19 protein-coding genes are annotated in these 22,235 nt (G+C 70.0%); 3 read left to right on the forward strand and 16 right to left on the reverse strand.

Annotation, left to right across the window (positions count from 1 at the left end; translation table 11 throughout):
* The 4 genes from VFN12_RS11925 to rimP all read right to left on the reverse strand — a co-directional run.
* Positions 1-176, reverse strand: a 176-nt coding sequence (locus tag VFN12_RS11925; RefSeq protein ID WP_325118929.1) for a translation initiation factor IF-2 N-terminal domain-containing protein, incomplete at its 3' end; no start/stop codon positions are given.
* A 127-nt stretch (positions 177-303) separates the two neighbouring features.
* Positions 304-792, reverse strand: a complete 489-nt coding sequence (locus VFN12_RS11930) for a YlxR family protein (RefSeq protein ID WP_325118910.1) — start codon at positions 790-792, stop codon at positions 304-306.
* A 65-nt stretch (positions 793-857) separates the two neighbouring features.
* The gene (nusA, locus tag VFN12_RS11935) at positions 858-1,874 is read right to left on the reverse strand and encodes a transcription termination factor NusA (protein WP_325118911.1); all 1,017 of its coding nucleotides are present in this window, start codon (positions 1,872-1,874) and stop codon (positions 858-860) included.
* Positions 1,874-2,359: a ribosome maturation factor RimP gene (gene rimP, locus VFN12_RS11940; protein ID WP_325118913.1), complete on the reverse strand. Its 486-nt coding sequence runs from the start codon at positions 2,357-2,359 to the stop codon at positions 1,874-1,876. The genes nusA and rimP overlap by 1 nt, the downstream gene beginning before the upstream one ends.
* 105 nt (positions 2,360-2,464) lie before the next feature.
* Here rimP and VFN12_RS11945 point away from each other — a divergent pair, with 105 nt between their 5' ends.
* Positions 2,465-2,962, forward strand: a complete 498-nt coding sequence (locus tag VFN12_RS11945) for a hypothetical protein (protein ID WP_325118914.1) — start codon at positions 2,465-2,467, stop codon at positions 2,960-2,962.
* Positions 2,959-3,396 (forward strand): ferritin-like domain-containing protein, encoded by a 438-nt coding sequence (locus VFN12_RS11950; RefSeq protein WP_325118915.1) that lies wholly within the window; start codon positions 2,959-2,961, stop codon positions 3,394-3,396. Before VFN12_RS11945 ends, VFN12_RS11950 begins: the two co-directional genes overlap by 4 nt.
* Before the next feature lie 152 nt (positions 3,397-3,548).
* On the opposite strand, the gene VFN12_RS11955 is transcribed toward VFN12_RS11950, so the two are convergent.
* The 11 genes from VFN12_RS11955 to VFN12_RS12005 form a co-directional block, all read right to left on the reverse strand.
* On the reverse strand, positions 3,549-4,469 hold the full coding sequence (locus VFN12_RS11955; protein WP_325118916.1) for a zinc metalloprotease: 921 nt from the start codon (positions 4,467-4,469) through the stop codon (positions 3,549-3,551).
* A 132-nt stretch (positions 4,470-4,601) separates the two neighbouring features.
* The gene (locus tag VFN12_RS11960; RefSeq protein ID WP_325118917.1) at positions 4,602-5,303 is read right to left on the reverse strand and encodes an HAD family hydrolase; all 702 of its coding nucleotides are present in this window, start codon (positions 5,301-5,303) and stop codon (positions 4,602-4,604) included.
* Positions 5,300-7,063 (reverse strand): proline--tRNA ligase, encoded by a 1,764-nt coding sequence (locus VFN12_RS11965; protein WP_325118918.1) that lies wholly within the window; start codon positions 7,061-7,063, stop codon positions 5,300-5,302. The genes VFN12_RS11960 and VFN12_RS11965 overlap by 4 nt, the downstream gene beginning before the upstream one ends.
* A gap of 42 nt (positions 7,064-7,105) precedes the next feature.
* Positions 7,106-7,471, reverse strand: coding sequence for a hypothetical protein (locus VFN12_RS11970; RefSeq protein WP_325118919.1), 366 nt, complete (start codon positions 7,469-7,471; stop codon positions 7,106-7,108).
* A gap of 17 nt (positions 7,472-7,488) precedes the next feature.
* A complete protein-coding gene (locus VFN12_RS11975; RefSeq protein ID WP_325118920.1) occupies positions 7,489-8,334 on the reverse strand; it encodes a GNAT family N-acetyltransferase in 846 nt (281 codons plus the stop codon).
* A 70-nt stretch (positions 8,335-8,404) separates the two neighbouring features.
* Complete coding sequence (locus VFN12_RS11980) at positions 8,405-13,324, reverse strand: peroxidase family protein (protein WP_325118921.1); 4,920 nt, start codon at positions 13,322-13,324, stop codon at positions 8,405-8,407.
* Positions 13,325-13,781: 457 nt separating this feature from the next.
* Positions 13,782-15,134, reverse strand: coding sequence for a chitobiase/beta-hexosaminidase C-terminal domain-containing protein (locus VFN12_RS11985; protein WP_325118930.1), 1,353 nt, complete (start codon positions 15,132-15,134; stop codon positions 13,782-13,784).
* A 125-nt stretch (positions 15,135-15,259) separates the two neighbouring features.
* The gene (gene lepB, locus VFN12_RS11990) at positions 15,260-15,766 is read right to left on the reverse strand and encodes a signal peptidase I (protein ID WP_325118922.1); all 507 of its coding nucleotides are present in this window, start codon (positions 15,764-15,766) and stop codon (positions 15,260-15,262) included.
* Positions 15,767-15,783: 17 nt separating this feature from the next.
* Positions 15,784-17,394 (reverse strand): multicopper oxidase family protein, encoded by a 1,611-nt coding sequence (locus VFN12_RS11995; protein ID WP_325118923.1) that lies wholly within the window; start codon positions 17,392-17,394, stop codon positions 15,784-15,786.
* Between the two features lie 64 nt (positions 17,395-17,458).
* The gene (locus VFN12_RS12000; RefSeq protein WP_325118925.1) at positions 17,459-18,538 is read right to left on the reverse strand and encodes a CopD family protein; all 1,080 of its coding nucleotides are present in this window, start codon (positions 18,536-18,538) and stop codon (positions 17,459-17,461) included.
* Positions 18,538-19,068 (reverse strand): copper resistance CopC family protein, encoded by a 531-nt coding sequence (locus VFN12_RS12005; protein WP_325118926.1) that lies wholly within the window; start codon positions 19,066-19,068, stop codon positions 18,538-18,540. The genes VFN12_RS12000 and VFN12_RS12005 overlap by 1 nt, the downstream gene beginning before the upstream one ends.
* A gap of 260 nt (positions 19,069-19,328) precedes the next feature.
* Between VFN12_RS12005 and VFN12_RS12010 the strand changes: the two genes are divergently transcribed.
* On the forward strand, positions 19,329-21,542 hold the full coding sequence (locus VFN12_RS12010) for a BTAD domain-containing putative transcriptional regulator (RefSeq protein ID WP_325118927.1): 2,214 nt from the start codon (positions 19,329-19,331) through the stop codon (positions 21,540-21,542).
* A gap of 52 nt (positions 21,543-21,594) precedes the next feature.
* Here the strand turns inward: VFN12_RS12010 and VFN12_RS12015 are convergent.
* The coding region (locus VFN12_RS12015; protein WP_325118928.1) for a flavodoxin-dependent (E)-4-hydroxy-3-methylbut-2-enyl-diphosphate synthase at positions 21,595-22,235 on the reverse strand (641 nt) is incomplete at its 5' end.

A 22,235-nucleotide genomic window follows, 5' to 3' on the forward strand; every position in this document is an offset into this window, starting at 1 on the left:
GCAGCCGAGCTCTTCAGCTCGTCGCCGTACTCCTTGCGGAACCGCATCTCCGCCGGGAGCTCGACGGTGGAGCTCGCCGACTTGACGAACTCCCCCATCTCCTTGAACTTCTCGAGAACAAACTTGCTCTCGACACCGAACTCCTTGGCGAGTTCGTGAACTCGGGTCTTAGCCACGTTTCTCCTTCTGGCCTGAGACCCGGGTTCCGGGGGTTTGTCTCAGACCGTTAGCGGGTGTGCAAACTCATCGCGAAGTACTCATCGAGTGCTCATGAGCTGCTGCTCCAGTTTCTGTCGGTCGGACTCAGTGTGTGTGCGAGGCGAGGTAGTCCCCCACCGGTGTGCTGGCCAGCCCCTGCTCGAGCCGGAGGGCTCGGGCAAACGCTCGCCTGCGCACCGCGAGGTCGTAGCACGCGGACGTGGGGTGCAGGTGTGCGCCCCGTCCGGGTGCCGTGCCGTGCGGATCGGGTACGACGGCCGGTCGGCCGGTCGCATCCAGTCCCGCGACGACACGCAACAACTCACGTGTCGTGGCCCGTTCCCGGCATCCGATACACGTACGAACAGGCTGGCCTGCCGCCCGTGCGGTGGAAAGTCGGTCGCGCGCCACTGGTTTCAACCCTACCGGTACGGCGACACAAGTTCGAACCGACGTGCGAGCGCCGGTGGATGAGGTGCGAGCGAAGCGAGCCCCGCCCCCGGAGGTTGAGGTGCGAAGGCCGTCTGGCGGCCTGAGCCTCGAAACCCCGGAACCGTGGGCAGGGCGGTGACCGCTGTGGTCACCGCCCTGCATTGCTCACCGGGTTTCGAGACGCGTCACTCAGTCCCTCGCTCCGCGCGGGCCTGAGTCGACGCTCCTCAACCTTCGCCGCTGCTCGCGGGATTCGCAGACTCACCCCGCGGCGGCTCGGCCACATCATCGCCACGGATGTCGATGCGCCAGCCGGTGAGTCGAGCGGCGAGCCGCGCGTTCTGGCCCTCCTTGCCGATGGCCAGGGAGAGCTGGAAGTCAGGGACGACGACGCGCGCCGACCTGGTGTCGGCGTCGACCACCTCGACCGACGTCACCTGCGCCGGGGAGAGTGCGTGACCGATCAGCTCGGCCGGGTCCTCGGACCAGTCGACGATGTCGATCTTCTCGCCGTGCAGCTCCGACATCACGTTGCGGACCCGCTGGCCCATCGGGCCGATGCAGGCACCCTTGGCGTTGACCCCGGACGCCGTCGACATCACCGCAATCTTGGTGCGGTGACCGGCCTCGCGGGCGATGGCCGCGATCTCGACGGTGCCGTCCGCGATCTCCGGCACCTCGAGGGCGAACAGCTTGCGGACCAGGTTGGGGTGGGAACGCGAGAGGGTGATCTGGGGCCCGCGCATGCCCTTGCGGACGGAGACGACCAGGCACTTGATCCGGGTGCCGTGGTCGTAGCGCTCGCCGGGCACCCGCTCCCCGAGGGGCAGCAGGGCCTCCAGCTTGCCGAGGTTGACCATCACGTCGTCGGGGTTGCGACCCTGCTGGATCACCCCGGAGATGATGTCGCCCTCCTTGCCGGAGAACTCCCCGAACCGGATGTCGTCCTCGGCGTCACGCAACCGCTGCAGCATGATCTGCTTCGCGGTCGTCGCGGCGATGCGACCGAAGCCCTCGGGAGTGTCGTCGTACTCCCCGACCTGGTTGCCCTCCTCGTCGAGCTCCGCGGCGAGGACGGTGACGTGCCCCGACTTGCGGTCCAGCTCGACCCGGGCGCGCTCCTGGGCCCCCGGCGTCTTGTGGTAGGCGGTGAGCAGGGCCTGCTCGATCGCTTCGACGAGGATGTCGAAGGAGATCTCCTTCTCGCGCTCCAGCATCCGCAGGATGCTCAGATCGATGTCCATCACGCCTCCTTCGATCCGGGCCGGTTGAACTCGACCTGGACCAGGGCGCGGCCGACGTCGGCGTACGCGATCTCGCGGATCGTCCCGGAGACGTCGATGCCCGCCGCTGTCTCGTCGCTGCTCACGATCCTGCCCTCGACCGTCTCGCCGTCCGTGGTCGTCACCTTGACCAGGCGGTCGACGTTGCGTCGCCAGTGCCGGGGCAGGACGAGCGGGCGGTCGACCCCCCGCGAGGTCACCTCGAGGGTGTAGGGCTGCTCCCCCATCGCGTCGGACTCGTCGAGGACCCGGGAGATCTCCCGGGTTGCGTCGGCGACGTCGTCGAGGGTGACGCCGCCGTCCTTGTCCACGGCGATCCGGAGGATCCGTCGCTTGCCGGCCGGAGTGATCTCCACCGCCTCGACGTCGAGCTCCAGGGCACTGAGGGGGGCGAGGAGCTCGGTCTCGATGCGTTCCCGGACGGCGTCCTGTCTGACACTGCTCACGCGTGCCCGCCTCCTGTGCAGTTGGAAGATCTCGAGGCGGTCGTTCGAGCGACCTCCTCGTCCAGCGAATCTCCACGATAGCGGGGCAGGGATAGGGTCTGCGCCGTGTCCCCTGTCCCCGCCCTGCGCATCACCCGGCGTACGACGCTCGGCGGTGTCCTCGCCGCCGCGACCGTCCTGGTCGGCTGCGACCTGGACCCCCGGGACCCGGGCTCGTCCTCCGAGCCCCCAGCCGACGCCGACGACCCGGATGCCGCCCTGGTCGAGGACGTGGCCGCCGACATCTTCGCCACCCGGCAGCTCGTCGAGTCGCTCCAGCGCCGCCACGGTTCGCTGCGCCGCCCGCTGAACGAGCTCGTCCGCGTGCACGACGCACACCTGGCGGCGCTCGAGTCGAGCCGCCGGTCCGGCCGTCGGGCTCCGCGGCCGGGGAATGCGGCCGACGCGTTGAGGCTGGTACGAGATCGGGAGCTGCGGCTCCAGCGGCTGCTGGCGGACCACTCGGTGGCTGCCCGGAGCGGACGGCTGGCGAGGCTGCTGGCCTCCATGTCGGCGGCGATCGCCCAGCAGCTGGCCGCACTGCCGGGGGGTGAGAGCCGGTGACGCCCGTGCAAGCACTCCAGGTCGCACTGGCCGGGGAGCATGCGGCGATCTACGTGTACGGCGTGCTGGGTGCCCAGACCTCGGCCTCGGACTCCCCGCAGCTGTTCGCGGCGGTGACCGACGCCTACGAGACGCACCGGACCCGTCGCGACCACCTGACGGGGCTGGTGCTCGACGAGGGCGCGACACCTGTCGCGTCCGAGACGGCCTACGAGGTCCCCCCACGCCTCGGCACGGAGTCCGCGGTGTACGCCGCTGCGCTCGAGCTGGAGCGCCGATGTGCCTCGACCTACGCGTGGCTGGTGGCGAACACGGTCGGCCACCAGCGGCGCTGGGCCGTCGACGCGCTCTCAGACACCGCGGTCCGCGAACTCGTGTACCGAGGAAGTCCCGAGATCTTCCCCGGCGGCAACGAGTCCGCGGACCGTGGGTGACTGGGCCCGAGAGACCAATCAGGGAGCGTCCGCCAGCAGCGGATCACTCCCTCCTGCACGATTCTGCAACGAAGCGAAGGAGATGCGCCAGCACCGGCGATACTCATCTTCTTGCATTGCACAAACCTGCACTGTGATGCGATTGGCGACGCTCAGGCGCGGTAGGCCGTCCACATCTTGTGCGCACGTGCCGCCTGACCCTGCGTGAACTCGGAGTAGCAGCTGTCCCAGCTGTAGTCCATGTAGTTGTGGATCGGGTCGGTGCCGTCGAGCGGGCAGGAGTCGCGGCCGGCAGGGCACCCGCTGGTGGGGCTGGCCTGGGCCGGCGTGTCGTCGACCTGGTCGTTGAGCGAGGTGCAGCCGCCCTGGAACGTGTGGAACAGGCCGAGCCAGTGGCCCGTCTCGTGAGTCGCCGTCCGTCCCTCGCTGTAGTGGGGGATGTTGCCGCCGGGCAGAGAGTTGTACTGGACGCGGATGCCGTCGACCGCGCCCCGCCTGGCGTAGTCCCAGGGGAAGGTCGCGATCCCGAGGTAGGCGAAGTCGACCAGCCAGATGTTGAGGGCCCTGGCGCCGCCCTTGCGGGTCACGGCGCGGTAGTGGCCGGACCGCCGGTCCTTGTGCCAGGCGGTGTTCTTGAACCGGTCGATGCGGACCAGGTCGAAGCGGTAGCCGAGGCCGGAGAAGTCACGGTTGAGGACTGCGACCTGCCGGGCGACCTGACGGTTGGTGACGTTGCCGCGCCCGGCGCGGTCACGCATCACGTGGACGTAGACCGGGACCTTCCTGGCAACCAGGGCAGTGGCGCCGCTCGCGGCGGTCACGCCCTTGGCTGCCAGCTGGTTGTTGGTCTGGCGCGTGATCGCACGCTGCTCGGCGGCGGAGATGCCGCGGTGGTCGAGCCCGGAGCCGCCTCCGCGGGCCGCGGCGGCCGCTTCGTTCGTGTCAGGGGTGAGGCACGCCTGCCCGGCATCGACGACTGCGGCCTGGGCGGGTGCGGCGATGCCGACGACGGTCAGTGCGGTTGCACCGATGCCTGCTACTGCTGCGAGACAAGCGGTTCGCGCGAAACGCATCTCCTGGGGTCCTTCCCTCAACAACCCGCCCCCGCGAATTCTTGAAAGGTTGCCGGGGAACCTACCCATCCCTAGGTCGTGTTAACCATGGACCTTTGGTAGTAGGACTAGTCCCTGGGTGCTAGAACCACCCTAGGTCCAGGCGCGCACCAGGCCGGGGATGTCGGCCAGGCGCTGTGCCACCGCATCGGGTTCGCCCTCGGTGTGACCGATCTGGCTCGCGGGAATTTCGCTGTGGGGCACGTGAATCGCATACAGGCCTGCGTTCTGGGCTCCCCACACGTCGTCGAAGAGCCGGTCGCCGACGTAGACGCAACGCCCCGGGTCGGTCGCTCCCAGCGCCTCCATCGCGGCACGGAACGCACGCGGAGAGGGCTTGGTCCAGGGGAGCTCACTGGTATAGACCCCTGCGTCGATCAGGTGGAGTACGCCGTCGCGACGGAAGAACCCCTCGTGCCAGTCACGGGGCCAGATCGTGTTCGAGAGCACTCCCACCCGATAGCCCTCGGACCGCAGCTGCTCGAACATCGGCCCGGCCTCGTCGTCGGTGAAGGTGTGGGGCTCCCAGAAGTCGTAGTACGCCGAGAGCAGGGCCGGGTCGTGGTCGAGCCCGGCCTCCGCGAAGAGGTCGGCGACGGTCGAGCTCTGCTGGTGGTCCCTGCTCCGACCCCAGATGGTCTCCCCCGCCGCGTGCAGCCGATCACGCGACACCTCGATGTCGTGGTCGGCGTTGACCACGGCCTGGGCGAGGGCCAGCGACTCGGCGTGGAAGTCGATGTCGTGCCAGCGGGTGAGGGTGCCGCCCCAGTCGAAGATGACCGCCTCGATGCTCATCCAGTGACCAGGGCTACCAGGTGGTCGACGATGCGGTCGGCGGGCACGTCCTCGCGGTCGCCCGTACGGCGGTCCTTGACCTCGACCGTGCCGTCGGCGAGCCCCTTGCCGACGACGACGATGGTGGGGACGCCGATCAGCTCGGCGTCCTTGAACTTCACGCCCGGGGACACCTTGGGCCGGTCGTCGTGGAGCACGTCGACCCCCGCTGCGGACAGCTCGTGGGCGATCCGGTCGGCAGCCGAGAAGATCGCCTCGTCCTTGCCGGTGGCGACCAGGTGCACGTCGGCCGGGGCGATCTCACGGGGCCAGACCAGGCCGAGCTCGTCGTTGTTGCCCTCCGCGATGGCGGCGACCGCTCGCGTGACGCCGATGCCGTAGGAGCCCATCGTGACCGTGACCAGCTTGCCGTTCTCGTCGAGGACCCGCAGGTCGAGCGCCTCGGCGAACCAGCGGCCGAGCTGGAAGATGTGGCCCATCTCGATACCCCTCGCGGACTCCAGCGTCCCGTCACAGTTGGGACAGGGGTCGCCGTCGCGGACCTCGGCCGCCTCGATCCTCCCGTCCGGGGTGAAGTCCCGCCCGGCGACCAGGTCGAGCACGTGCTGGCCCTCGGCGTCCGCGCCCGTCACCCAGCGAGTTCCGTCGACGACTCGGGGGTCGGCGAGGTACCGGATCCCGGAGTCGCTCTTGTCCCCCAGCGAGCGCGGTCCGATGTAGCCCTTGACCAGCGAGGGGTACTTCGCGAACTCCTCGTCGCCGAACGGCTCGACCTCGGTGGGCTCGAGCTGGCCCTCGAGCCGCTTGGTGTCGACGTCGCGGTCGCCGGGGAGCGCGATGGCCACCGGCTCTCGGGTCCCGTCAGGGTGCTTGAGGACCACGAGCACGTTCTTGAGGGTGTCACCCGCCTGCCAGGGCCGGTCGTCCCGGGGGAACTTCTCGTTGAGGTGGTCGACCAGGGTGGCGATCGTCGGGGTGTCCGGAGTCTGCTCCGCGTGGGCGGCGGGTACGTCGTCGTAGGGGATCGGGCTGGGCGGGCGAACCTCGACCGCCTCCACGTTGGCGGCGTAGTCGCAGCTGGTGCAGCGGACGTAGGTGTCCTCGCCCGCGTCCGCCTTGGCCAGGAACTCCTCCGACCTCGAGCCCCCCATGGCGCCGCTGGTCGCCTTCACGATCGCGTAGTCGAACCCCAGCCGGTCGAAGGTCCGGACGTAGGCCTCGCGATGCGCGGCATAGGAGCGGTCCAGCCCCTCGTCGGTGGTGTCGAAGGAGTAGGAGTCCTTCATGATGAACTCCCGCCCGCGCAGGACGCCGGCGCGCGGACGCGCCTCGTCGCGGTACTTGGTCTGGATCTGGTAGAGCCAGACGGGCAGGTCCTTGTAGGAGGAGTACATGTCCTTGACCGCGAGGGTGAACATCTCCTCGTGGGTCGGGCCGAGGAGGTAGTCGGCGCCCTTGCGGTCTCGCAGCCGGAAGATCCCGTCGCCGTACGTCGTCCAGCGGTTGCTCGCCTCGTAGGGCTCGCGGGGCAGCAGGGCGGGGAACTGCAGCTCCTGGGCACCGATGGCGTCCATCTCCTCGCGGATGATGCCCTCGATGTTGCGCAGCACCCGCAGGCCGAGCGGGAGCCAGGTGTAGATGCCGGGGGCGGTGCGGCGGATGTAGCCCGCACGGACGAGCAGCCGGTGGCTCGGCACCTCCGCGTCCGCGGGGTCCTCTCGCAACGTCCGCACGAACAGGCTCGACATCCGGATGATCATGTCGCGAAGGCTACTGGCGCGGCCTCGGCGGCTGCGAGCCAGTTACCCCCGGCGCGCGGCGCGGAGGGCGATCGCGATCAGCGGGAGCTGCAGCGGCAGGCGACCGTAGGCAACCGCCCGTAACCTCCGGTTGCCGGACCGCCGGGCGTCGTCGGCCATCTTCAGGTTCCCGGGGAACACCGCGACCAGCAGCGCGGCACTGGCCCAGCCGGCGACGCGGCGCGTGCGCGGGTGCGCGAGTCCGGCGGCGCACGCGATCTCGGCGACGCCGCTGCCGACGATGACCTCCCGGTGCCTGGGGACGAACGTCGGCATCAACGGTTCGAACACCGAGGGCCGCACCAGGTGGACCACGCCGCTGGTCGTGAAGATCCCCGCCAGCAGGAGGACGTCCTTGCGCGCAGCCACCCGCCGACCCCAGGTCCTCAGTACATGACGGTCGCGAAGGTGGCCGTCTGGCGGAAGCCGACGAGCTCGTAGGCCCGGCGGGCCGGGACGTTGAACTCGTTGACGTAGAGCGCCACCACGGGGGCGATGTCGCGGCGGACCAGCTCGACCACCGCCGCCATGCCACGGACCCCGAGGCCCTCGCCGCGCCGGTCCGGCGGGACCCACACTCCCTGTACCTGGGCAGCGGCCGGGGTCGCGCAGGCGACCTCGGCCTTGAAGACCAGTCGTCCGTGGTCGAAGCTGGCGAACGACCAGCCGCGGGAGATGAGCTGGCTGACCCGCGTGCGATAGAGGTCCGCCCCGCCGCCCGACTCGGGCGAGACGCCCACCTCCTCGGTGTACATCGCGACGCAGGCCGGATAGACCTCCGCCAGGTCGTCCATGGTCGTGACCCGCACCCCCGGGTCGGGATCGACCCGTGGACTGGCGGCGATCTCGAGATGAGGCTGGTCCCAGCGGATCTCCCGGGGCCTCCCCCAGGTGCCGGCGACACCGTTCCAGAGGGTGCGCACAGCCTCCTGGGGGCCGACGATCGTGGAGACGTTGCGCCCCCGGGTCAGTGCCCGCTCGGCGAAGACCCGGGCGTCATCCTCCGTGGCCTGCACCGGCACGAGGTTGGCGCCGACGTGGCAGGCCGCGGTCAGCGTGCCGTCGAGGAAGCGCCCCCACACCTCGCCGCCCAGCCATCGGGGCTCCAGGTTGGTGGTGCGGGCGCGGTAGTCGGCGAAGACGTTGACCACCGGGTCACGGGCGACCAGCCGCACGAACTCGGGGAGATCCTCGGGCCCGAGAACCCGGACACCGTGGCGGGTCGTGAGCACAGGCGAAGCCTACGCGGACAGGACTTCGGGCCGGGTGGCGAACCACCCGGCCCGAGCTCCTCGGGAGCTGCTAGTGCGGCCTGGCCTTCATGGTGCCCGACCACGGCGAGTCACCCGCGATGTTCACGGCCTTGACCCGGAACCGGTACGGCCGCCCGTTCTCGAGTCCCTTGACCAGCAGACGATGCACCGGGCCCTCGGTCGCCCGCAGACGCCCCACCTGGCTACCGGTCAGGGTGAGCACCTGGACCTGGTAGCGCGTGATGTCGCTCCCGCCGTCGTCGGCGGGCGGGCGCCACCGGACCATGACGCTGTGGCTCCGCGGATCCACCGACGTCATCGTGGGTGCGCCGGGCCGGGCACGGGGAACCGCGCCCACCTCGGGGGACCAGGGGCCGGTGCCCTCCGCGTTCTTGGCCCGAACCGAGAAGAAGTAGTCCCTCCCGTTGACCAGGCCTGTCGCGTCGAGGGTCGTGTCCGTGGTGGACATCAGCGTCTCGGTGCCGTTGAGCTGGGTGATCCGGAGGTCGTAGCCCGTGATGATCGAGCCACCGTCGGCAGGCTCGGTCCAGCTGACCTCGACGTGGCGGTCGCCTGGCCTCACGGTCGGGACACCGGGGGCGTCCGGGGCGTCGGCACGTGGGGTCACCGGCGCCGACGGCAGCGACCATTCACCTGTCCCGAAGGCGTTGATCCCCCGCACGCGGAAGGTGTACGGCTGGCCGTTGACCAGGTCCCCCACCAGCAGGTTGGTGGTCTCCGGGTCGAGGATGTCCAGCGGCTCGCCCACCGGCTGACCGAGCTGGTCGATGACCTCCACCTGGAAGCTGTCGACCACGCTGAGCGGCGGAATGAAGCTGACCTGCGCGTTGCCGTTGCCCGCGACCGCGGTCACCCCCGTGGGCGCTGCCGGCGGGGCGCTGTCGGAGAAGACCAGCTCCTCGACGTTCTCGACGATGTCGGTCCCGTCGTTCGCCAGCACCACGCCACCCGGGTCCGGCGGATCGACCGGGTCCACAGGCCCGCCGCCGGCGAGGTGGCTCACCTCGAGCCGGCCGCCGCTCCACTGCCGCGGGCACTGGGACAGCACCTGTGGGGTCGCACCCGAGAGGTCGGTGCAGATGTAGCTGGCCCGGGTGTCCGAGAACATCGCCTTGTCGGTGCCCACGCCGGTGCCGTCCAGGATCTCCCGGACGATCACGATGTTGCCCGGGTCGATCGCCCCGGAGAACACGGCGGTCTTGAGCTCCCCCATGCTCTCGGCGGTGTCGATCTCGGTACCGGCGTCGTTGCGGACGCTGAGGTAGACGTGGACCCACTTGTCGCCGTCGAGGATGTCGTCGCCACCGCGGCCCTCGAGGGTGTCGCTGCCGTCGCCACCGAGGATGAGGTTGCCGGTGTCGAACGAGGTGACGCCCTCCCCCAGCACCTCCTGGAGTCCGGGGATCCGGGCGATGCCGGCGGGCTCCAGGCCGTGGCCGGCACCGATGGGCACGTCGCCCGGGACGACGACGCCGGCGACATTGCGGTCGTCACCCTGCAGCACGTCGTCGTGCTCCCAGCCGGACAGGGCCTCGACGAGGTCGAACCGGTCACGGAGAGCGGCGGGTCCTGGTGGCAAGGCCCCGAGGAAGTTCAGGTCGGACCGACCCGCTTGCGGGTCGCCCTGGTGGATGAACCAGTCGAAGCCCAGCATTCCCTCGGCCCGCTGGATGCCCGGTCCACCGAGCATGATGTCGTCGCCACCCTCGGCGTCGAAGTCCTGCTCACCGCCGTCACCGTCGATGACGTCGTCGCCGGGCGCGTTGGGGTCGTCCTGGAACGGTGCCCCGTTGTCGCCCTGGAGGAGGTTGAACGGACCTGTCCCGCCCTCGATCCAGTCATCCCCGTCGTCACCGAAGACGGTGTCGATGTCGTCGCCGCCGAGGATGAAGTCGTTGCCGGGGCCGGCGAAGGACTCGGTCATGTCGTTGCCGTCGACGATGAAGTCGCGGCCGCGGCCACCCTGGTTGAGGTCACCCCCGAAGCCCTGGCCCGAGGAGATCGCGTCGTCACCGTCGCCACCCTTGAGCACGTCGTCACCGAACAGGTCGTTCAGGATGTCGTCGCCGAGGCCGCCGATCAGGTTGTCGACGCCGTCCCCGCCCTGCATCCAGTCGTCGCCGTCGTTGCCGCGGATGGTGTCGTCACCCTCGCTGGCCCACACCCGGTCGGCGCTCGAGGTGCCGTTGAACACGGCGTGCGCGGGGCCGGTGTAGCGCAGGCCGTTCGTGCCCGTCCTCCACAGGTCCCTGCCCGGATCGTCGAGCCGGTCGCCCTCGTTGTAGTCGTCGGTCAGCGGGTCGTCGACCACGGTGGTTCCGGACCCGGAGGTCAGGGTGCCCACGTTGAAGACGAAGTCGGGCCGTGAGAACGAGTCTGCCGGCAGGGTGTCGACGTCGGTGTTGCGCGAGATCATCTCCGCGAAGGAGTTCCCCTCGAGCTGGGTGAGCAGGTTGAGGCCCGCGGTCCGCGAGAGGTAGTAGAACCGGTCACCGAACTGCAGGTCCTCCATCTGCAACTCGAAGACGTAGTTGAAGGTGGACCCGAGGAGCCCGCCGAAGACCATCCGCTTCTCGGCGAGTCCGCCCACCCAGAGGTCGACGTCGTTCATGCCGGTCGTGTTGTTGTTCCAGGTGCCGGTGCTGTTCATGAACGCGGCGGCGTCGGCAGGGGTGGCCGGGTCGGACGGGTCCTGCTCGATGAGCCGCGTCGCCGCCAACCGGCGGTTGGCAGGGCTGCCGCTGATGCTCGGGTGCTTCCCGTAGGCGGCCACGAAGTTCACCAGCGACTCGCGGTGCTTGAGGTTGAAGCCGAAGTCCGTCCAGCTCTGGTACGGCGCCAACGCGGAGTTGTTGCTCTCGTCGTAGAACTTCGCACGCACCGCGTTCAGCCGGGGGACGCCCGCCTCGCGCGCCCGGGCGAGGTTGATCGCCGGGAGGTCCAGGGGCAGGCCGAGCAGGTTGTTGCGCAGTGCCTCGGTGACGAACTCGTCGATCTCGTTGCCGGTCTGGCGGCTCATGCCGCGCACGATGCTGCCCGCCGCGATGTCGGGATCAACGGTGCCGCCCTCGTCGAAGCCCACCGGGTTCAGGAATGCCTCGAGCAGGTCCATGCTCGTGTTCGTCCCGTCGGCCTCGCGCCGCGCGACGGTCTCCGTCAGCATCGAGTGGCCGAAGCGGTAGACCGCGTGGGCGAACTCCGCGCGGATGGCCGGGTTGATCGAGGTGTTGTAGCCCGTGCCACCTTCGCCGAAGGCGTTGACCATGGGCTGGACCTTGCGAACGAACTCCTCGAACGCCAGGTGCTGGTACTCCATCTCGGTGACGAAGCGCGCGGCCTGGAAGATCCGCTCGCCGTCCCAGACGCCCGGCGAGATCTGCCAGTCCTCGATGCTGGCCGGGTCCTCGTTGACGAGGACGTCCTTGATGCCGCTACCACCGGGGCTCGGGTCCGCGGCAAGACGGTTGTGCTCGGAGTGGAAGATGTGGTGTACCGCGGTGAGGCCGATGTTCTCGTTCACCCGGCCGTCGCCGGCCACGAAGTGCTCGTCGAGGAGCTCGTCGTCGTAGACGCCGGTGGACACGGTGTTGTTGACCGCCGTGTCGGCGTCCGGCGTGAAGGGTCGTCGCGGGGTTCCGGGGTTGTTGTCGTGGTCGCCGAACGGAACCGCGGTGTGGGCGATGTCGTCGAGGAACGCGTGCCCGGTCCGCACGGCCTGGGAGGCGTCCACCGGGGCGGCAGGGTTGCCCTCCACCAGCGTGTTGTCCGACCGGACCAGCTGCGGGAAGCCGTTCGCACCCGGCAGGAACTTGCCGTACGGGTCGGTCGCCAGCAGCGGGAGGTTGAGGGCGTCCTGGTCGTCGAGCTCGATCCCGAGCAGGGTGCTCGCCTGGTCCTTCACCGTCGCCCAGGTGGCCATGCCGTCGCGCTCGCCGTCCGCCATGGTGCCCCTCAGCATCAGGCCGTCACTGACGGGCTTTCCGTTCCCGTCCGCGACGTACTCCCGGAGGAACACCTGGTGCGACGGGTGCGAGGTGTAGGTCTGGCTCTGGTCCACGAACGTGGCGGTCTGGTTGGTCGTCCCACCGGGGCTGCCGGTCGACCGGGTGACCACCATGAAGTTCGTCTGCGGCGTCGCCGCGTTGTACAACGGGTCGCCCGGGCTGAGCGGCATGAACACCGTGCCGCCGCTCTTGTTGACCAGGTCGAGGCCGTGGTCGAAGAACTGGCCGAAGAGGGTGAACCACCCGTTGTACGGCGCGGAGAGGCCGACGTCGGTCGCCACGTTGGGGTTGGGGAGGTTGCCGGCGGAGTCCGCGGTCGCCCCGGGGCCCGCGGCGGCGAGCGCGGCCGGGTTTCCGGCGGTCTGGTCGACGATCAGGTTGCTGATCTTGCGCGGCTGCGAGTCGACGACGCTACCGGGGCGGGCGTACGACGAGTTGCCGCCCGTGCTGGTGGCGTTGCTGGGGAATCCCGGGGGTGCCGGCTCGGCCTCGCGATAGTCGAGGCCGGCGCTGGGTGGGAACGCCTGGTCGGCAGCGCCGAACTTGTGCTGTCCGGGGACCAGGTTGTTGCAGGTGCCGTCCACGGTGCGCAGGCCCCACGGGAGCTCCTCGCCCTGGGCGGTGGTGGGGATCTGGAACTCCCCCGGGCCCATCAGCCCGTCGCACGGGTGCGCGGCGTCGTAGTTGGCCGCGTGGTGCTCGGCGATCTCGATCTGCTTCAGGATGAACTCGAGGTCGGACGGGTTCAGGTTGAATCCCTGTCCGACGGCCGCCTCCGCCGGAGCGAGGACCGCCGTCGGCGCGAGCACCGTCAATGGTGTGAGCGCCGTACCCACGAGCAGGGTCGTGGTCAGCGAGACCACCCTGCGCCGGGAGCCTGCGCCGGTGCGCCGACGCCGAGTTTCCCTGCCGTCACGAGGCAGTCCCTGGCCCAGAAGTTCCATGTCCCCACTCCTACGTTTCGTCCACCCACCCAGGTGGTGCTTGCGTTGTCCCCGCTCGTCCCCGGTCCTGGAGCGTCAGGCGCACGCATGCCGGGTACGTGCGAGCAAGAGTCGACGAGTGACGTCAACCACTCGTTAAACCGGCTGGACGAGCGGTTCGCCCCGGCTGTTCGCCCCGGCCGGGTGAGCTGCGCGCACCGCAGCGCGCGACCCCTCCGGCCCGGACACGCACGCCGCGGGTCACCAAGGCCGGCATGCGGCAGTCCTCAGGTCGGCGCTCTCGGCGCGCGCCGACGCGGTCGCACGACACCGATCTCGTGCCCCGTTCCGGGGCACGGTCCACACCTGGTGGAGGAACCGGCTGCCACGCACCTGCGTCCGGACGTGCGAGCAGCTGCCGGACGGACGACGGTCCTCCGGGAGATGATCTGCCCCACCTGCGACGTGCAGGGCGCGACTACCGGGCGCGCACGCGCAGGAACCTGGCGCCCGAGACCCGGCTGGCGTTGCCGGCCCGGTCGAACGCGATCGCCCTCAGCACCGCGGTCCTGGCCAGGCGGAACTGACCGGTGTACTCGGCACCACGATTGCGCGCAGGCCTGCTGCCGTTCAGCGTGTACCAGATCTCCTGGGCCCCCCAGGACCGAAGGCGCACCAGCTCGCGACCGACGAACCTCCTGCTGCCGCCGGGCCGGATCTTCGGCAGGGCCGGCGCCACGGTGTCCTTGTGGATCCGGCGAGGTCCCCCAGCCAGCGCGCCGGCATCGCCGATGTGGGTGGCGCTGATGGTGAGCCGGCCGTCGGCGAACCGCCGCAGGCTTCCGGCCGGGTAGGTCACCGACCAGGTCTGTGCGATGCCGGTGCCGGTGACCGTCGCGGGCCAGGTCCGCCGCCGTCCGTTGCGATCCTCCACGCCGACCCGCACGGACGTGGCGTCCGCGCTGACGCCCCAGATCTTCAGGGGACGGTCGACGTTGCTCCGGTTGATCGCACCGAGGCTGGCGCCGGTGACGGCGCGCCGGGCGACCGGAGGGCAGAGGTCCTCGGTGAAGCGCGCATCCGCGCCGTAGACCGCCTCAGTGGTGTGCGACCCGGCGAGGCCCGACGCGGTCTCGTGGATGACCCTGACGTCCTCGGAGTCGAGGAAGGCCCCCATCTGGATCCGGCTCAAGCCGTCGAACGTCGCCTTGAACCTCCCGCCCGATGTGTACTTGAGCGTTCCCGCGACACCGTCGACGAGGCCGGGCGCAAGGCCGTCGAAGCGCTCGTCGCTGGCGGTCCTTCCCTGGGTCGAGACGCTGAGCTGGCTGATCGGAGGGACTGGACCCGCGACGCGTCCCCTGACCACGCCCGTGTTGGCGTCGACCTTGGTCGGCTCCTGGGTGATGTCGATGTCGCTGACCACCAGCTCGTCCACGGTCGTTCCGGTGGTGACGGTGAGCTCGTCACCGCCCAGGATCTCCGGGGTGAAGTCGGTCCAGCACACGGCCGTGCCGGTGTTGTTCACCTCGTCCTCGCCGCCTGTAGCCGGGTCGACCACCGGTGGGTCGACCAGCTCGATCTTGTGGTTGAGCTCGAACAGTCCCCCGGCCGGTGCCACGCCGGTGGCACTGCCGATCTGGATCCCGTTGCGCCGCAGGACCACCTGCACCGTCTCGCCCTCGGTCAGGCCGCCGACCAGGACGATGGACTCGTCCTTCGAGACGGTGACGGAGTGGGCCGGATCCGCTGCGCCGGCGGGCTGGTTGATGCCCGAGGCCATGGCTGCGGTCAGCACGCCGATCGTGGTGATGGGTCCCCACCTGTGCATGTCGGCCACGACTCCTCCCCGTCCCATGGTTGCCGCAAGGTTTCCCGCGGCACCTTCCGAGGCACCGCTGTGGCTTGTGGTGGCACGGTGGTCGACGCTCGTCAAAGGAGCGCAAACTGTCGGGTTCAGCAGTCCCCTGTCGGCCACCGCGCCGCGATCGTGCCGAGCAGCCGCTCCGAGGACACCGGTCCGTAGGCCCTGGAGTCGACGGAGGTCGCGCGTGCGTCGCCCATGACGACAAGGCGGTCCCCCGGCACCACGACGGGCCCGTAGAACAGGGCATCGATGGACTTGTGGTCGACGTACGGCTCATCGACCACATCGCCGTTGACGTACAGCAGCGCGTCCCTGATGGCGACCTCGTCCCCGGGCAGGCCGACGACGCGCTTGACCACGGGCACCTCCGAGCCATCCAGCCTCAGGGCGACGAGGTCGCCCCGGCTCAGGTCATCGAGCCCTGGGCTCCACAGGTTCACCAGCACCCTGTCACCGGGGCAGAGGGTCGGCTCCATGCTGGTCGAGCTGACGGTGAGCGGACGCAGGACGAACGTCCTCACCAGCAGGCCGATCAGGAGCGCGGCCACGAGGACCAGGACGAGCAGGATCGCTGGTCGCTTCCGGCGCCGGGGCAAGGTGGCCGTGGTGCCGCTCAGCCCGGGAGGTCGTCGAACTTGCACCGTGCAGCTCGGATCGGGTCGTTGCGGTCAGGTTGACCAGGCTTCCAGCCGACACCGAACTGCACCATCATGTCGTGGTCCTCGTGGGAGAGGTTGTGGCAGTGCACCATGTAGCGCCCGCGCTGGTGCTCGAACCGCATCAGCAGCTGGACGCTCTCGCCCTCCCCCGCGTACACGACGTCCTTGGGACCGAGCTCCCACGGGTGTGGCGGCTGACCGTTGCGGCTGACGATCCGGAAGTCGACCAGGTGGACGTGGACCGGGTGGAACCATCCACCCGACCGGTTCGCGACAGTCCACATCTCGACGTCGCCGAGGTTCGGGTCCGCGATCAGCATCTGGAAGTCGCTGGCGATGACGTCGTCCCACGTCATGCCATTGATGGCCCACGTGCCGAGGAAGCGCTCGACGTTGAGGGTACGGCGACGCTTCTCGTCACCCGGCCGGAGGTGCATCACGTGGGAGTCCACCAGCCGCCCCGGGATCCGGTTCCAGGTCGGGTCGCTCTTGTCGAACGGGTCGTCGACGACGTCGAACGCCATGACCTTGTCGGTGTTGAGGAAGTCGCGGTTGTTGTCGTTGCTCAGGTTGTTGAGCACGATCCGGGTCCCCGGGCGGAACTTCGAGAAGTCCACGAGCACCTCGTAGCGCTCGGCACCGCCGTGCCGGAACTCGCTGACCGTCTGCGACTTCGGCATGAACCCACCGTCGGTGGCCACGATCGTCATCGGGTAGCCGGGGCCGAGCCGCCAACGCCACGACCGCGACACCGATGCCGCGAGGATGCGGAAGCGGTAGACCCGTCGCTTCACCTTCATGACCGGCCACGGCCGGCCGTTGACGAGGACGACGTCGCCGTAGACACCACTGTGACCACCGTCGTCGAACAGCAGCTCGCCGTCCTCGCGGAACGCGACGTCCGAGACGACCAGCGGCACGTCGAACTCCCCCTGGGGGAGGAGCTCCCTCTCGACCTTGTCGTGCAGGTGGTACTGGGCGACCAGGCCCGAGTAGACGTTCTGGGCCGTGTGGTGGGCGCCGTGGTCGTGGTACCAGAGGGTGCGGGCCGGCTGGAAGTTCGGGTAGTAGTAGTCCTTGTAGAAGCCGGACGGGGTGACGTCGCTCGCGTAGCCGTCGTACTGCGGCTTCGAGGCGGAGCCGTGCAGGTGCAACGAGGTCGTGGACTCGTGACCGATCGAGGGGTGACGCGGTGGGAGCTGGTTGCGCACCCGCAGCCGGATCCGGCGGCCACGGGTCGCCTTGATCGTGGGGCCGGGGACCTCGCCGTTGTACCCGAACATCTTGGTGGTGCGGCCGCCCTTGAGGATCTGGGCGTTCGTCATCCGCTGGCGCAGCTCGTAGTGGTCGGTCCACACCCCGTCGGGTCCACGCCGGCTGTCGAACGGGCGCAGCACCGGCGGACGCCTGAACGCGGACGTGAACGGCTCCGGGAGGAACGCGGGATCGATGGTGCTGGAGTCTGCCGCCCGGATCAGGTCGCCGATCGGCAACAGGCTCCCGGCCGCGGCGCCGGCCACCCCGAGGCCACCGAGCTTCATGACGTCGCGTCGCTTCAGTTCCATCTTGATCCAAGCCCCCTTTGACAAACCCCACACACGTTCAGGGGCATACGGTTTCCGGGGCGCATCAAGGCTTCGTGAAATGCCCTTCCGCGGGCACCGACGAGGCGTGGATGGCGTCGTCGGTCTCGCCCGGCGCCGTCGCGGTCAGGGTGACCGCCAGGCCCAGGACCGCGGCCATCACGGCGACCTCGACCGCCGCGAGGGACCAGAAGGAGGCGCCCTCGCCGGAGGCGACCCGGCGCAGCGTCCGGCGGCGGTGGGCCAGGCCGAAGCCTCCCAGGAGCAGGAACCCCGCGAGCTTGAGGAGCAGGAGGACGGCATAGGGGCCGCTGGCGACGAGCTCCGCCCAGGTGAGCCGTGTCCACAGGTTGGCGACGCCGGAGGCGGCGACCACGACGTAGCAGACCAGGGCCATGGTGCTGAAACGGCTCAGCAGGGTGACGTCCATCCGGGTCTCCTCGTCGGCGTGCGCACACAGCGCCAGGAGTCCCCCGACCCACGCGGACACGGCGACGACGTGCAGGCTCAAGGTGGCCAGGGAGACAGGCTCGAAGCCGGCGTGGCCCGAGTGCCCGGTGAGGACCGGGATCACCAGGGCCACGAGCGCCACCAGGAGGACCAGCCGAAGACCGGGCACCGACTCCACCCGGCGTGCGAAGAAGGACACGAGTACGGCGAGCCAGGCGGCCAGGGCAAGGCCGGTGACCTGGGCCGCGATTCCCGAGGCCGCGGTCGAACCTCCGCCTCGGAGCACCTCGATGACCGGGAGGCCGGACACCTGCGACAGCTCGAGCACGAGCGAGCAGCCGGCGGCAGCGGCCCAGAGCAGCGCCCAGCGACTCGCCGCGACCCTCAGGCTCATCGCGCGCCCGTTCAGGCCCCGCGACCCCGCCAGCAGCGACACGGCGAGTGCGCCGACCGTCGCGACCGCGCCGATCACGCGAAGTGCCCGGGCGACCGGGGCCGCGAGATCGGTGGCCGGCCCAGCCTCCCTGATGCCCCGCACGGCCGGCTCGAGCACCTCGGGGTTCGTCGCGATGCTGGCCGTCACCGCCGTCGTCACGAGCACGAAGCACACCGAACCGACCACCCGGCGCGAGACGGCCGGGGAGGTCGAGGTGACCTTCGTGTCCGTCGGCGCCATCAGGCAGTCCGAGCCGGCTGCCGTGCCTCCGCCCGTGACGCGCGACCCGTGGTCCATCGCAGGTACCACGCACCGCCGAGCAGTGCGAGTGCGCCGCCACCCAGCATCAGCCACCGGGTCGTCGCCGCCTGGGCCTCGGTGGTTGCCTGCGCCGGCTCGCCCACGGCGAAGTCGATGCGACCCGTGACGGGGTGCCCGTCCGAGCCCACCAGGCGGTAGTCGACGGTCCACTGACCCCAGGCCCCCGAGTCGTCCAGGCTGACCACGAGGACGGACGCTCCCTGCGTGAGCGCCTTGTCGGTCACGGTCTGCGCGTGCCCCTCGGCGTCCCTCACGACGATCTGGCTGAGGCCGAGATCGACGGGCTCCGAGGTCTCGATGGCCACCTGGGCCGGCGGGTAGGGCAGGCTGACGCCCTCTGCGGGGAAGCTCCACACGACGTCGGTGTGCGCGGACGCCGGACTCGCCTCCCACACGCAGCAGAGCGCTGCGAGTACAAGTACAGCCGCGATGCGGCGCAGGGCCATCATGTCGGCCAGACTTCTCGGCCCCCGTGAACGCCGTGTAAAACTTCAAGGTTTGTTTAAGAGGACTGGACCCCCTTGGCGCGCATGACGCGAACGGGTCATGCCGCGATTAGCCCCAGGAGGCCAAAAGTCCCGCGTATCTGGGGCGTTCGTCCTCACTCTCGGGAATTGCGACGAACTGCGTAGCAGGGTAGTAGCAACTTCAACGAAGTGATCTCTCGGGCACCTAGACGGCATCTGACAAGCGGGGGCTTGAGATGGAAATGAACCAGGAACCGGTCGAGATCAGACTGTTGGGCAGCCTGCGGGTGCGTCGCGGTGACAGCACCGTGGTGGACGCCTCCGAGTGGCGCACCGGGAAGACGCTCGACCTGCTCCGACTGCTGGCGCTGGACGCCGACCAGCCGGTGCGCATCGACAGCCTGCTCGAGAAGCTGTGGCCGGACGTCGATGAGGCCCGGGGGCGGGCCAGCCTCCGGACCGCGGCCTCCCAGATCCGCCGCACCCTCCGCACCGACTGCGTCGCCCGACGTCTCGGTGGGCTCGTGCTCACCAACGCGTGGGTCGACGTCACGGCGTTCCGCGACCTCGCCGTCGAGGCCCGGGTCTCTCGCCGCAGCGGTGACCACGCCCGGGTCGTGGGCCTCACCCGCGAGGCCGAGGCGCTGTACCTCGGCGACTTCGAGGCGCACGACGGCGGCAGCAGCTGGGCCGTGGAGACAAGGGAGTCCCTCACGGCGACGCGTCGCTCGCTGCTGACGGACGCAGCCGAGAGCGCAGTGGAGCTGTCCTGGATGCGGGACGCGATCGACCTCGCCGAGTCGGCCATCGCCGCGGACCCCTACTCCGAGCGTGCCTACCGGGCACTGATGAGGGCCTTCGCAGGCCTGGGCGAGACCGACAGCGCACTGCGTGTCTTCGGGGACCTGCGCACCGTGCTCGCCGACGAGCTGGGCGTGGCACCCTCGAGGCAGACCACCGCGCTGCAGATGAACATCCTCTCGGCCCCGGACCGTGACGACGTGGTTCCGTCCTGGGTGGGTCGGAGCGAGGACTGCTCGGCCGTGGGCGAGCTGGTCCGCCGGAACGTCAACGCGCACCACGTCGGTGTGGTGTGCGTGGTGGGTGAGGCCGGCTCGGGCCGCGAGGCCCTGATCGACGAGTCGCTGAGGCGCGCACGGGTCGAGGGCGCGCACGTCCACGGCCGCCGGCCCCTCGACCTGCCGGCCGCCTCCGAGATGGAGTGCGCCGCACGACGCACCACTGTCGCTGTGCTCCCTCCGCTGGACGGACACGACGACAAGGACGTCGCGGACCTGGTGAACGACATCGCCGCCCTGGGCGCCGGAGTCGACCTGACGCTCGTGGTGCCGGTCGCGGCGACGAACCTCGATCCGTTCCTGATGGAGCTCGAGATGGTGGGGGTCAGGGCGGAGAGCCTCGAGACGCACCGGCTCGAGCGCACCGAGCTGGCCGAGATCGCCGAGACCGTGCTGTGCGGGCACGCCGCGCCGCGTCTGGTGGACGTCCTGGTCGAGAAGACCGAGGGCCGGGCCGGGGCCGCCGTCGCGATGTTGCGGCGCTGGCTCTCCGAGGGACAGGTGATCTGGACCCTCTCCGGCCTCGATCTCTCCTCGACTCCGGCCGGGGACGCCACGAACCCCGAGCTCGGCGCTGTCATCCGCGGCATCCTGGAGCGGGTCGCTCCGCTGTCGATGGATGTCATCCAGCTGGTGGCGCTGGTCAACCGCCCGGTCACGGCGGCGGCGTTGGTGCAGCTGCTGGATCGCCGGGTCTGGCCCGAGACCGGGACGAGCGAGGTCGCGGAGGCCCTCGACCGGCTGACCGACCTCGGCGCCCTGCGCCTGGGCCGCTCCGGCTACGAGTTCCGCCACCCGATCATGCGAGCCGCTACCGAGGCCTGGGTGCGTCCTGCCGAACGCCGTCGGCTGCACGACCGGATCGCCCGGTCGTCGGTTGCCCACGAGGGCGACCGCGCCCACCACTGGATGCAGGCGGCCGAGCCGCTGCAGGCCTGCGACGCCGCCATCTCGTCGGCACGGGAGGCCCAGCTCAAGGGTGACCACAACGCGTCACGGGCCCACCTCGCCCACGGCCGCGACTGCGCCGAGGCGCTGTCGTCGTCGCCCGCCGACCAGGTGGCCGTCCTGCGGCAGCTGTCCGAGGTGGCCCGGTCGATCGGTGACCTCGGGCTCGCCGAGGACGCCGAGGTCACGGCGCTGGACATGGCCCTGTCGACCGGACTGCCGCCGGTCCCCGAGAACCTCTCGTCGGGCCTCTCCGAGGGAAACGGCGACGACGTGTCGACCTCCGTGGACCTCAGGGCGTGGGCCAGCATGCTGGAGGACGCCATCAAGCGGGCGATCGAGCCGCTTCTGCCCGGCGCCAACCTGGCGATCGCGCTGTCGGTCTCGCCCGCGGGCGTCGTCCAGGACCAGGTCCAGCGCGCGGGCTGAGCTGTCGTCAGCGGGCCGGGATCAGCACGGCCGGTGAGGCAGGGACCCGTCGTCAGCCGACGCTGACGTCGGGCCCGGCGCCGTCGACGGTGTCCATGCCCTCGGCGATCCGCATGGCCTCCTCGATGAGCGTCTCGACGATCTGGGACTCGGGCACGGTCTTGATGACCTCCCCCTTGACGAAGATCTGGCCCTTGCCGTTGCCCGAGGCGACACCGAGGTCTGCCTCGCGGGCCTCACCGGGACCGTTGACGACGCACCCCATGACGGCGACGCGCAGGGGGACCTCGAGACCGTCGAGCCCAGCGGTGACCTCGTCCGCGAGCTTGTAGACGTCGACCTGCGCCCGGCCGCAGCTCGGGCAGGACACGATCTCGAGCCGGCGGGGCTTCAGGTTCAGCGACTCGAGGATCTGGATGCCGACCTTGACCTCTTCGACCGGGGGCGCCGACAGCGACACCCGGATCGTGTCTCCGATGCCCTCGGCGAGCAGGATCCCGAACGCTGTGGCGCTCTTGATCGTGCCCTGGAACGCCGGCCCCGCCTCGGTCACCCCGAGGTGCAGCGGCCAATCGCCCATCTGCGCGAGCAGACGGTAGGCCTGCACCATGATGACCGGGTCGTTGTGCTTGACAGAGATCTTGAAGTCGTGGAAGTCGTGCTCTTCGAACAGCGAGGCCTCCCAGCGCGCGC

The sequence above is a fragment of the Nocardioides sp. genome, from assembly GCF_035703625.1.
Classification (GTDB): domain Bacteria; phylum Actinomycetota; class Actinomycetes; order Propionibacteriales; family Nocardioidaceae; genus Nocardioides.